This window comes from Streptomyces typhae (genome assembly GCF_009755605.1).
GTDB lineage: Bacteria > Actinomycetota > Actinomycetes > Streptomycetales > Streptomycetaceae > Streptomyces > Streptomyces typhae.
The window spans coordinates 232,198-243,067 of record NZ_WPNZ01000002.1 but is presented as its reverse complement, the minus strand read 5'-3'; the positions used below and the strand labels follow the sequence as shown (position 1 = coordinate 243,067).

The following is a 10,870-nucleotide window of genomic DNA, read 5'->3' as shown; positions in this document are numbered from 1 at the left end:
AGTGATCACCCCTTGTTGAGTTCGTCTGCGATCGCCTGCTGATGCGTGGCGAAGTCCTCGATCCAGTGCTCCGGCCGCTGATGCAGCCGGGCCTTCGTGCCGAGCGGATTCCCGCGGTGGTCGCCGTCGCGGACGAGGTACAGCGGCGGCCGATCGACGCGTACGCGGTGCTGCGAGGCGCGGAAGCACGCCTGCCCCGCTTCGAAGACCAGGTAGGTGTGGCCCTCGGCGACGTGCTCCTCGCGGTACCGGCGGCCCGATGTCCGCGCAGCCTGGAGCAGGTCGGGCGTGAGCGCTTCGACGTGCACACGCCAGCCGTTGAGGAAGTGCGGACATTCCGCCTGCGCGCACGTCCCGGGCCGGAAGTGGGAGGAGAGCGGCGCCCGCATCTCGTACGTCTTGTAGGCCTGCGGCGGCATGAGCGGCTCGGGCCGGAACAGTTCGACGGTCATCAGAAGACCACTCCCGCTACCTCGTTCTTGATCACGTTGACGGCGAAGCTGAGCGAGGTGAACCCGCCGGTGGTCACCGTGACGGCGCGCACGTACCGACGGATTGTCGCGGTGTTGGAGAGCGCGATCCGCTCGGTCGTCGGTCCCGCAGTGATCTGCGTGAAGGCGAAGGAGGCGACGTCGGTGAAGCTGCTGTCGTCCGCTGAGTCCTGGATCTTCACCGTGGCGTCTGTACCCGTGAACCCGAACACCTGGAGGTAGGCCTGGCCTCCGAATGCCGCTGACGCCGCCGTGTCGATCGAGGCACCGTTTGCAGCCCCGGTGTCGGTACGGACCCCTGCGGTGAGCTGGCGTCCCCACTCGATGCCGTAGCCGTTGGCCTGCGCCGACACCCCGAACGTCAGCATCCCGTCATCGGCCCGCGTGGGGTCGTAGTTGACCTGCTTGCCCACCAGCGACGCTGCCGGATCACCGAGCGTCGTCCCGCGGCAGTACGTCAGGATCACATCCGTACGCGGCAGCGCCGACAGCGTCTCGTGCGTCGCAGGAGTGATCGAGTCGGTGTTGAAGAACGTGGTCATCTCGACCGCGCCGTCACGCAGGCCGCCCCGGCGCTCGTACGCGCTCTTGTCGATCCCGGTGAAGTTGAGCAGGGCCGGGCCGCCACCGATCCGGCCGAGCTGTTGGATGTCGCCGGAGGCGTTGTACCCGGCGATGTACAGGTTGTCGCCGAGCCCTGAGGTCTTAGCCATACGCCTGCCCCCAAGCGTCGTTGATGATCAGCGGGATGGTGAGGGTTGCGACCCGGTACGTGGTCCCGCCCTGGAAGGTCGCGTAGCCGAACTGAGCCTGGAGCGGGGCGCCGTGGGCGCCGAGCACGTCGACGTTGCGGACGCTGTCCCCGAAGTCCAGGTCGCCGGTGTACGCCGTTACCAGCGCGTCCACGGCATCCGTCACCGCGAGATCCACCTCGTCCGGCGGCTCGGTGTCCGCAGGCATGAGCAGGCGACCCATGAGCTCCAGGCGCGCGGTCGTCGCCGTGAGCCCCGAGCCCGGCGGGACCGGGCCGATGCGGGACACCCAGTAGGCGGCGGTGAGCCCGCTCCCGGGCGCCGAGACTGGCTCGTGCCCCAGCACCTGGCCGAACAAGCCGGTGGCCTGGGCGTGCGAGGTGGCCCGGGAGCGGTAGACGCGCAGATCAAGAGTCACGGCACATCACATCCGTCCCGTGTACCGGCGCAACAGCCGCTCACCCAAGCCGACCTTGCGCTCGTTGAGCTGGTGGCGCGTACGGATCCAGTGGTCATAGCCCTTGAACCTGGTCACCGGGAAATTCCGTGAGCCCACCCCCGCCAGCCACGGCCCGTACACGACCCGGCTGTCCGTGATCCGCCGCCCGTCCTCGACGCGGCAGCGGGACTCGTAGTAGCCCGTCGGGTTCCGGAACACCGCGCGCATCTCGACACGGAGGATGTTCAGACCCTCCTCGGCGAGCTGCCGCTCCAGGCGGTTGACGTAGGCGTTCGCGGCAGCGCGGGCACGGCCGTCGAACAAGGGCCCGGTCGCGCGGGTGGAGACGTCGAGCAGCACGTCACACGCTCCTGACTCGGGCCTTGCGCCCGTGGCTGGCGTACACGCGCTCGCGCAAGTCCTTCAGACCGCGGCCGGTCGTCTCGCGCTCCCACTCACCGGTGCCGGCCGTCCGCGCGTACCCGGAGCGGCCCTGCAGGAGGCTGGTGAGCGCCTCGGCGACGGAGAGCTGCCTGACGGGGCCGGGCGGGTCCCACCGGTGCACGCTGGCCCCGGAGTTGTGGGTGGCGGCGGTGGTACCGAGCGCGGCGCGCTGCACCGTCAGCGTCCGCGGGGCGTAGATCGTGGCCCCGACGCTGTGCGCTGCGATCGCCGAGCCGTCCCACGCCCGTGTCACCACCAGGGTGTTGCCCGCGATGTCGTCGACTCGCATGCGTTCGCCGTCGATGAGGATCGTCTCCCCGACCGCGAACGCCGCGCCGCTTGCCACGGCCACGGTGACGGCGCTGTTCTGGATGGTCAGGCCCCCACCACCCAGGGTCTGGCCGGTGTCGAGCTGGGAGCGGCCGGAGACGATGACGCGCTCGCTGTCGATACGCAGCAGGCTGCCGACGCCGACCGCAGCAGCCGTGGCGGCATCCACGTCGATGCCCGTCTCGGATGCGTCGAGGCCCTCGACGGTGGCCCCAGCCTGCGTCTCGACGAGGGCGCAGCCTGCCCACACGCCGCTGATACCAACGTCCCGCTGGTGCGTGTCGCCGCCGCCGAGCGCAGCGCTGGACGCGAGATCGATTTCGATCCGGTTGTACGGCGGCCCGGAGACGTTGGGCTCCAGGAAGTAGTCGGTGTCCGGGATCGTGGCGCCGCCGGAGACGAGGCTGGTGACGGAAACGACCTCGCTGGCGTCCAGCCACAGCCGCCACGACGTCCCCGACTGGCTGTTGGGCCAGTCGAAATAGCGGGTTGCCGCGACCGGGTAGAAGGTGCGGTGGCACAGGCCGTGCACGGCATCGGTGGCGTCGTCGAGCGCCCGGTCGATCCGGGCGTTGCTGCGCGCGGTCTCCCGCACGTCCAGCTCGGCCTTGATCTCCTCGCGGGTCGCGTACCAGGGCTGGGTCATCTCTCGTCACCTCCTCTCGTCGTGTCGCTGCTGTCCAGTGCCTACGCGTCAGCGGAGCCCGTCGCCGACGTATCGTCCTCGGGGCCGCCATCCGTCCCACTCGCAGAAGAGTTCGCCGTCCGGTCCTTTTTTGAGCGGCTCGCCGTCGTTCGGGCACGCGACGGGCGGGGCGTCTCGCTCTGCTCGGGCGAGGTCTCGTCCTTCTCGGATGATGTTGAGGAGCTGCTCCCAGGAGATGACTCCTCACCTCCCTCCTCGGCGGACTCCGGCCATCCGTCCGGCGTGTCCTCGTCGCTCCACGCGCCGCCCGTAACCTCCGCGCCTGCGATGGTGGGGCCGCCGTGGCGGGTGATCTTCGGCATGGCGCCGTCCTCCTCGTGATCTGTTGATCGGCAGTGCGGGCATACCAGGAGGCCCACCGCGAACCGTGTCGTGCACTCCCGGCATCGCCTCAGCGCCATCTCAGACCGCCGCCACGGACGCGCCGTTGTCGAGCGGGATATACGTCAGCTCCCACTTCACGCTGCCGGTGTTCGAGGCAGCGCAGTCCAGCAGGATCGAGCCCGGCTTCAGCACGATGGGCTGCGCCGGGACCTTGTTCGACGGCAGGAAGTTCAGCGCGTCCTGCATCGCCGTGCCCGGCGTCCCGGTGACCGAGTACATGGTCCCGACAGCGTCCGCGGTGATGTCGAGGACCGCGCACAGATCCTGCGTCGCCCCGGCGTCGGCTGGGTCGAAGGTCAGCTTCGTGTTGTCGGCCTGAGTCTGGATGACGGTGGTGACCTCGCCCACGAGGCCGGTGATGAGGACCTTGCCGCCGGACACCGTGAACAGCGCCCCGGCCGCGGTCTGCGGCAGCGCCGCGGTGGCCCGCGACACCTTGATCCCGCGCAGCAGCGCCCGGACCTGGTCGCCCTGGATGAGAGTGCTCATGTCTCAGTACTCCCTTCTCAGACCACGTTGCGCGGCAGGTTGGCGGGCTTACGGCCGGAGGTGAGGTCGTGGAGCAGCGCGATGCAGATGCCGCCGTCAACGGTGACCTCGACGCAGTTGAAGCCGTCCGAGAGCTGGCTCGCGTCGACGGTGAAGACCATGCAGTCGTTGGTGGTGTCGCCGCCGAGCGCGAGCGTGTCGTCCTGCTCGGCCATCGCCGTCCACGTGCCGCCGACACCCGGGGCCTTGTGGGGGTAGACGTCGCAGTCCAGGGCCTGCTCGGAGGCGCCGTCCACCGATTCCTTGATGGTGGCGATGGTGGTGCCGTCGTCCTCGTAGGTGACGAAACTGATGGCGCTCGCGTTGGTGAGTGGGATGTGCACGCCGGACGCTGCCGGGATGACGTTGAAGACCCGTCCGAGTCCTCGCATGGTGCCCTCCTTGAGGGGGTTGATTGCCTCTGCGGATGAGGCCCCGGCCAGGGCGTGACTGCTGGCCGAGGCTGGCGGATCAGGCTCGGTTCGCGATCTTCACGAACGGGCTGAGGGTGCTGCTGCCGGTCTTCGGCGTGATCGCCGACTTGATCCACGGGGTGCCATCCACCCGCTCGATCACCCTGAGCGCCGTCTTGTCGTTGCCGAACTTGAAGTGCGCCGATGTCTCCGACTGCATCGCCTGCCGGTCACCGATCAGGTAGTAGCCGAAGTCCACGAGGTTGATGTCACCGGCGTCACCTACGGTCGACACCTTCTCCGTGAAGATCACGGGACGGCCGAGGATCCGCATCGGCGGAGCCGCCTCACCGCCGCCATCACCGATCCAGACCGCCGACCCGCCCGTACCGACGGACAGGGCCATGGTCGCGAGCTCGGGGAAGGTGTCGTTGTTCGCCACCCACACCGCGCGCTGCATGCTGGACGGCAGCATGCGGGCGTACATCTTGACCAGGTTCTCCCAGACGATCGTGTCCGCCGCCTGCCCGGATTCCTTCGCCACCGACACAGCAGCCGGCGCGTTGAGGTAACCGAGCGGCTGCCCCACACCGTTGCCGGAGGTGAACGCGACGTCCTCGAACCAGGCGAGGGCTTCGGGGTAGGACTCGTTCATGAACTGTTCGAGGCTGATGAGGCTGTCGCGGTACAGCTCGTTGGGGACCTCGGAGTAGAGGGTGAGCTTCTTCGCGACCAGCTCGATCCGCCCGAAGGTCGGAGAGGAGTCGGTGAGGGTTCCACCTTCCTCGGTCCAGTAGCCGACGACGCCGCCGTACACCGAGGAGGCGTTCGACGTGGAGTCGAGCATCGGGTACGGGACGGTGAGGGACTCCATGGGGACCACGCGGGCCCGGGAGCGGACGACCGCCATCTCCAGCGCGACCCGCAGCAGTTCGGCGCGAAGCACCTCGGGGATGAGGAACCCGCCATCGGAGGGCACCGAGGAGCCGAACGCGTTCTGGATGCGAGAGATGTCGTCCTGCGCCGTCATCGCGGCGGCGCCCTTGGCTCCGTCCCAGGTGGAGGCGAGGAACTTGCCCCAGTTCCCGAAGTCCTTGTCGAGGGAGGCGCCCGGGGCCTTGGCGTTGTAGTGCTTGGAGCGGGCGACGGGGCCACCGGTGGGGTCGAGGTTCAGCCGGTTGATCTCGTTGAGGAGCTTGTCGTTGCGAAGGACGTCCGCGAACTGCTTCTGGGTCTCCTCGCGGATCTGCTGCTCGATGCCGGGGTCGTGCTTCTGCTGCGCCTTGGCGTAGTCGACGATGAAGTCCTTCAGCGTCTCCGGCGACTTGACGATGTCCTTGAGCGTCGCGGTGTCGCCGAGCGCGTCTTCCAGCTCGCTGGCGTCGCGCGGGATGGTCGGTGTAGCCACAGTGCCTCCTCAGGCTGCTTCCGTCGCCGCGCTGGACGACGCCGTGGGGTGGGTCAGGTGGGATGTGAGCGCGGCCCACGGGTCGGGCTCTGGGATGAGGTGGGCGACCACGGCCGCCCAGTCGTTGTCTGGCGTCTCAGGGACGGGCTCTGCGGCAGGCGCGGTGGCGTCAGTACGTTCCTCCGCGCTGTCCGTGACTGGTACGCGGCCTTCCTCAACGGCGGGATCGGCGCCGGCCGGTGCGGTGGGCTCGGCCGGCGCCGTCACGGCGGCCCGGAGCGTGGCCACCGCCGCCTCACCGAGGAGATCAGCCAGGCTGACCACCAGCTGCGGCGAGGGGGTCTCGGGCGTCGGGTCCGCCGCGCGGGGCGGGCCGGGCGCGGGCTTCGGGGTGTCCGGGCGCCGCGGGCCGGTGTAGCCGTACGCGGTCAGGTCGAAGCGGCGCCGCATCTCCGGCTCCTCTTCGCCCTCGTCGGGCTCCGGGGCGGTGCCGCTCTTCTTCGGGATCGGCAGGCACTCCTCGGCCAGCCCGGCTTCGACGGCGTCCTCGGGGAGGTACCAGGTCTCCGCGCGCATCCGCTCGCGCCACTGCTCGCGGGTGCCGCCCGCACGGGCGGCGTAGGCGTCGGCGATGTTGTCGGAGATGAGGTCGAGGAGTTCTTCCATCTCGGCCATGTCCGCGGCGTTGCCCATGCAGATCCCGGCCGCGTCGTGGATCATCATCATGGTCTGCGGGGCCATGACCACGCGGTCTCCGGCCATCGCGATGACGGAGGCGATGCTCGCGGCGATGCCGTCGACCTGGACGGTGACGGTCGCGGGGTGGGAGCGGATCGCGTTCGCGATGGCTACGCCTTCGAACACTGAGCCGCCCGGTGAGTTCACCCTGACCCGCATGCGAGGGGCGGTGATCTGCTTCAGGTCGGCGATGAAGTCGTCGGCCGTCGCTCCCCAGAAGCCGCCGATCTCGTCGTACAGCATCACCTCGGCCTCGTCCGGGTCCGCCGTGTTGCTGATGCGGTACCAGGACCGAGCTTCGATGCCGAGCTGGGCGCGCTGCTTGTCGGCCTGCTCCCGCTGCCGGGCGACGAACGAGGCGAGGTTCGCGGGGAAGTTGATCATTCGTCGTCCCTCGTCTTCTTCCGCTTGCGGACAACGCACCGGCACTCGTTGCCGTGCTCGGCTCCGACGCACTTCACGTAGCCCCGGCCGCCCGGGTAGTCCTTGTAGGCCTGCGCGCGGTTGCGGTAGACGCGGCCGTCGTTGTCCGCACACGGGCCGCACGTGTTGTCGTCGATGTGGGCCACGGCCTCGTACCGCATCGCGGCCTCGACGTCCTCGCCGAGGAGCCCGGCGACGGCGGTACCCCATGCGTCCACCGGCTCGTCGTCGGCGGGAGGCGTGGGGGCGGGCTCGTCCTGCGGGGGCGGCGCGTCCGTCGTCGGCTTCTCCGGCACGTCGAACCCCAACATGGGCAAGATTGTCGGGGCGAGCAGCGGGGCCCTGGTCACCAGCTTGATGAGGAGCTCCCGGTCCGGGTCGGCTCCGGGAGCGCCGAACTGGATCTCCGGCAGGTCGAACGCTTCGAGCACAGCCGGGCCGTACGCCCCCGCTTCGATCAGCGCCGCCGCCGCGCCGACCTTCGCGGTGAGCGTGGTCGCCTCGGTCTCGGCGTCCGGCGGGACGGGGTTCTCGTAGTCGAACTCCAGGCCCTCGGCGGCCCGCCCGAACATGGGCAGGAGCTCATGGTTGAGCGCGGCCTTGATCCGCTCCAGGCGGGGGATCGTCATCTGCTCGGCGAACCAGCTCTTGGCCGCGAGCGCGGAGGCCCGGTTGATGTCCTCGAAGTCACCGATCGCCGTCTTCGAGATCCCGTACGCCTCGCGGACCCGGTCCGCAGTGGCGCCGCGCAGCTCGACGAACTGCATGTCCCGCTGGCTGATGGTGCGGTCGACCCACTTGCCGTGCTCCAGGATCGCTACGCGGTGGGCGTTGCCGACGCCGCGGTGCTGTTCGTTCCATCGCTCGCGCAGCTCGTCGAACTCCTGGTCCGAGAGCGCCTGCGGGACCTCGATGATCCCGCCCGGCTGCGCGCTGTTGACGAAGAAGGCCCGCGACCACTCCGCCGCGTACCGGCTGGTGTCGAGGTCAGGGAGGATCGACAGCACCGGCGACAGCCCGCGGTACGGGTCCAAGGGGTTCGGCCGGCGGAGCTGAATGACCTCGTCGAGGCCAAGGGGTATCTGCTCGCCGTCGGGCGACGTGTACACCCAGCCCTTCAGGAAGGTCTCCCGGTCAGGCACGGGCGTCATGCGGTCAGGACGGACCGGCCACATCTCCAGCGGGATGCTCACGCCGGGCCGCCGGGCGATGACCCACTCGGTCTCGCCGGTGAGGTCGTAGTGCTGCGTGCTGGACTCGACGAACTCCTGCCGCGGCATGAACGGGTTGGGCCGGTTCCACAGATCCAGGGCCGCGTGCGAGGTGACCTCCACACGGTCCTCGTCGCGTCCGGACCTGGCCTTGCGGTAGAGCTTCCAGTCCACGAGCGCGGTGGCGTTCGAGGTGCGGTCGACGATCGCGAACAGGGTCCCGACTGCGGACATGGCGCGCATCTGGCCCTCGGCGTCGCGGCGCTGCATGTACGCGCCGTACGTGGCCGCGCGGCCGACGAGAGGGACGGGGAGGTTCGCGGTGGCGGTTCGGCTGAGGAGGGCGCCGAGGAGGGTTCTGGCCACCAGCCCTCCCCTCTGTCACCTGCCGTAGATCCGCCAGTTCAGGACGAGGCAGCCGATGCCCGCGGCAGCGACTCCCGCCGCCATGTGGATCATCATGGCGGAACCCGACAACAGGATGATGCCAGACGTGTCAAGCAGAACAGGCATGCAACCGTTGAACTTGGTTACTGAGCTGCGAATTCTTTCCCTCGTGCGATTCATAGCCACCTCACCCTTGTTCGGCTTCCGCTGTAGAAAGCCAACAACAGGGCGTCAGCGTTGTCAGGCGACCGCCCCAGTCGCTTCCTGATCTCATCCTTCGGCTCCACCTGGATACGCCCCTGCGCGTCGACGTCCCACAGCGGCGCGAGCAGCTGCGCGACCGTCGTGTCGTCGTTCGCCATGGACGACAGGTCCCACCCCTTGCGTTCGGACAGGCCGCGGCCGATCTCCCACCAGATCTCGGCCCGCAAGTTCTTGAACTTGTCCGGCTGAGAGGACTTCTCGCCGACATTCACGCCGACGATCCGCGCGCTGTGCTTGCCCTGGCTGGCCAGGTTCCGGAGCTCACCGATCACGCCGAACCCCACGCCGATACTGTCGACCTTCACCGCGCCCGCGCCGCTCTCCTTGAGCGCCTGGAGCACGAGCGGGGCGATCTTCTCCGGCCGGTCCGTGTGCGCCCGCCACTCTCGGCCAGCGCGGCGGCCGCGGCGTTCGCGGATGACGGTCTCGTCTCCGCCGCCGCCGACGTCGACGCCGAGTTCGACGGGCTCCAGGTCTTCCGCCTTCGGCTTCGCCTCGGGGTCGATGCGGCACGCGGCGATGTCGCTCGCGCGGACGACGCGATTGGGTGCGTCCTCGCTGAATTCGCCCAAGACCTTGCTTCGGTAGAGGGGGTTGTCCTCGCCCCACTCCTTCGCCTTCTCCTCTACCCACTCCCTGCCCACGAGGGCCTGCGCCACCGGCTCCGGGACTTCCTCGCCGGTGAGGTTGGGGGTGTCGAACGCGCTGATGCCGATGACGTGCCAACCGCTCCCGGGTAGGCACACCTTCCGGAAGTGCGACGAGGGCGAGTCCGGGTTGCCGATTGCGAGGATCCGGCAGTCCGCGTTCGTCGTCAGCGCGTCCGCCGCCACCCACAGCTGCTCGGGGATGCCGCACGCCTCGTCGAGGATGACCAGCACGTACCGGGCATGGATGCCTTGGAACGCGCTCTCGTCGTGGTCGGCGGGTTTCCGGCCGAATGCCACGAGTTCGTCGTCGATGTGCCATTCGGTCTGGTTCACCCGGCCGGCGAGCTTGCCGCGGCGGTGGGTGCGGCGGATGTAGCGCCACAGGATCGCCCGGACCTGAGCGAACGTCGGCGCTGAGGTGACGACGAAGGCCTCTCCGGGCGGGTGCGTGTCCAGCCACCAGGAGGCGACCAGCGAGGCAGTGTGTGACTTGCCCGCACCGTGGCACGAGCGGACGGCGGTCCTGCGGTGGTCGCGGACGCTGAGCATGATCTCGCGCTGCTTCGACCACACGGTCTGACGCAGACGCTCCTGCACCCAGCCGACCGGGTTGTGCGCGTACAGGCGGGAGCGCTCGCGCAGGTTGCGCCGGTCGACCTTCCGGCGGAGCTGGTCGCGTATCTCGCGCAGGGCCTTGGTGTCCCCGGCGCGCACCAGCATGTCGATCTGCTGGCGGACCGCGTCACGCGTCGGTGTCGTCACCGGTGTCGTCCGGGCCGAGGGCGGAGTCGAGGAGTCGGCCGATCTCGCGGCCGAGCTGCTCGGCTTCGACGCTGACGCGCGAGGGAGCGTCGAGGCCGAGCAGCTTGCGGAACGACTCGCGGGTGCGCAGGGCTCTGTCGATGGCCTTCAGCTTCATCTCGTCGTCGCGCAGTGCGGTGCCGGTGTCGTCGCGGACGATCTGTCCGTGGGAGACGACGTAGTGCTCGCGTTGGAGGATGTCGAGGACCTCGTCGTACATCGCTTCGAGCCGCGTGACTTCGAGGTTGATCAGGTCCTTGGCGGAGTCCTGGACGGCTTCGCGTACGGCGCGGCGGCAGGCGTCCATGGCGGCCCCCTTGGTGATCCCGAGGTCCTCGCCGATCTCCTGGTAGGTGCGGCCCTCGGCGCGGAGTGCGGCGGCGCGGGCGTCGCGCTGGGCGGTTTCCAGGGTGCGTTCGTACCTGCCGGTGTTGTGGTTGCGGGCGTCCTGGTGGGGGTTGGCCACGGCGTCCACCTGCCTCTCGCCTGCGTGTTGCCGCG

General features: G+C 69.3%; 14 protein-coding genes. All 14 read right to left on the bottom strand.

From position 1 onward, the window contains the following. Positions 1 to 5: 5 nt before the first annotated feature. A complete protein-coding gene (locus GPA10_RS05260) occupies positions 6 to 452 on the bottom strand; it encodes a hypothetical protein (RefSeq protein WP_157164453.1) in 447 nt (148 codons plus the stop codon). Further along, positions 452 to 1,204: a hypothetical protein gene (locus tag GPA10_RS05255; RefSeq protein WP_157164452.1), complete on the bottom strand. Its 753-nt coding sequence runs from the start codon at positions 1,202 to 1,204 to the stop codon at positions 452 to 454. Before GPA10_RS05255 ends, GPA10_RS05260 begins: the two co-directional genes overlap by 1 nt. Beyond that, entirely contained in the window at positions 1,197 to 1,661 is a 465-nt protein-coding gene (locus GPA10_RS05250; RefSeq protein WP_157164451.1) for a hypothetical protein, read from the bottom strand. The genes GPA10_RS05255 and GPA10_RS05250 overlap by 8 nt, the downstream gene beginning before the upstream one ends. 6 nt (positions 1,662 to 1,667) lie before the next feature. Continuing rightward, positions 1,668 to 2,042: a hypothetical protein gene (locus tag GPA10_RS05245; RefSeq protein WP_157164450.1), complete on the bottom strand. Its 375-nt coding sequence runs from the start codon at positions 2,040 to 2,042 to the stop codon at positions 1,668 to 1,670. Between the two features lies 1 nt (position 2,043). Next, positions 2,044 to 3,102, bottom strand: coding sequence for a hypothetical protein (locus GPA10_RS05240; RefSeq protein WP_157164449.1), 1,059 nt, complete (start codon positions 3,100 to 3,102; stop codon positions 2,044 to 2,046). Between the two features lie 41 nt (positions 3,103 to 3,143). Continuing rightward, a complete protein-coding gene (locus GPA10_RS05235; protein ID WP_157164448.1) occupies positions 3,144 to 3,464 on the bottom strand; it encodes a hypothetical protein in 321 nt (106 codons plus the stop codon). 100 nt (positions 3,465 to 3,564) lie between these two features. Beyond that, complete coding sequence (locus tag GPA10_RS05230) at positions 3,565 to 4,035, bottom strand: hypothetical protein (RefSeq protein ID WP_157164447.1); 471 nt, start codon at positions 4,033 to 4,035, stop codon at positions 3,565 to 3,567. A 17-nt stretch (positions 4,036 to 4,052) separates the two neighbouring features. Then, a complete protein-coding gene (locus tag GPA10_RS05225) occupies positions 4,053 to 4,466 on the bottom strand; it encodes a hypothetical protein (protein ID WP_157164446.1) in 414 nt (137 codons plus the stop codon). A 79-nt stretch (positions 4,467 to 4,545) separates the two neighbouring features. Then, complete coding sequence (locus GPA10_RS05220) at positions 4,546 to 5,895, bottom strand: phage major capsid protein (RefSeq protein WP_058847368.1); 1,350 nt, start codon at positions 5,893 to 5,895, stop codon at positions 4,546 to 4,548. 9 nt (positions 5,896 to 5,904) lie between these two features. Continuing rightward, the gene (locus tag GPA10_RS05215) at positions 5,905 to 7,017 is read right to left on the bottom strand and encodes a head maturation protease, ClpP-related (RefSeq protein WP_157164445.1); all 1,113 of its coding nucleotides are present in this window, start codon (positions 7,015 to 7,017) and stop codon (positions 5,905 to 5,907) included. Then, positions 7,014 to 8,633, bottom strand: a complete 1,620-nt coding sequence (locus GPA10_RS05210; protein ID WP_157164444.1) for a phage portal protein — start codon at positions 8,631 to 8,633, stop codon at positions 7,014 to 7,016. Before GPA10_RS05210 ends, GPA10_RS05215 begins: the two co-directional genes overlap by 4 nt. A gap of 15 nt (positions 8,634 to 8,648) precedes the next feature. Continuing rightward, positions 8,649 to 8,780, bottom strand: a complete 132-nt coding sequence (locus GPA10_RS43320; RefSeq protein ID WP_281364758.1) for a hypothetical protein — start codon at positions 8,778 to 8,780, stop codon at positions 8,649 to 8,651. Between the two features lie 50 nt (positions 8,781 to 8,830). Beyond that, positions 8,831 to 10,330, bottom strand: coding sequence for a hypothetical protein (locus GPA10_RS05205; RefSeq protein ID WP_157164443.1), 1,500 nt, complete (start codon positions 10,328 to 10,330; stop codon positions 8,831 to 8,833). After that, a complete protein-coding gene (locus GPA10_RS05200; protein ID WP_157164442.1) occupies positions 10,311 to 10,835 on the bottom strand; it encodes a hypothetical protein in 525 nt (174 codons plus the stop codon). Before GPA10_RS05200 ends, GPA10_RS05205 begins: the two co-directional genes overlap by 20 nt. Between the last annotated feature and the right edge of the window lie 35 nt (positions 10,836 to 10,870).

What these genes read in the sequence shown, in the direction of transcription:
- GPA10_RS05260 (WP_157164453.1), bottom strand. Translation starts at nt 452, where the DNA reads ATGACCGTCGAACTGTTCCGGCCCGAGCCGCTCATGCCGCCGCAGGCC.
- GPA10_RS05255 (WP_157164452.1), bottom strand. Translation starts at nt 1,204, where the DNA reads ATGGCTAAGACCTCAGGGCTCGGCGACAACCTGTACATCGCCGGGTAC.
- GPA10_RS05240 (WP_157164449.1), bottom strand. Translation starts at nt 3,102, where the DNA reads ATGACCCAGCCCTGGTACGCGACCCGCGAGGAGATCAAGGCCGAGCTG.
- GPA10_RS05235 (WP_157164448.1), bottom strand. Translation starts at nt 3,464, where the DNA reads ATGCCGAAGATCACCCGCCACGGCGGCCCCACCATCGCAGGCGCGGAG.
- GPA10_RS05230 (WP_157164447.1), bottom strand. Translation starts at nt 4,035, where the DNA reads ATGAGCACTCTCATCCAGGGCGACCAGGTCCGGGCGCTGCTGCGCGGG.
- GPA10_RS05225 (WP_157164446.1), bottom strand. Translation starts at nt 4,466, where the DNA reads ATGCGAGGACTCGGACGGGTCTTCAACGTCATCCCGGCAGCGTCCGGC.
- GPA10_RS05215 (WP_157164445.1), bottom strand. Translation starts at nt 7,017, where the DNA reads ATGATCAACTTCCCCGCGAACCTCGCCTCGTTCGTCGCCCGGCAGCGG.
- GPA10_RS43320 (WP_281364758.1), bottom strand. Translation starts at nt 8,780, where the DNA reads ATGCCTGTTCTGCTTGACACGTCTGGCATCATCCTGTTGTCGGGTTCC.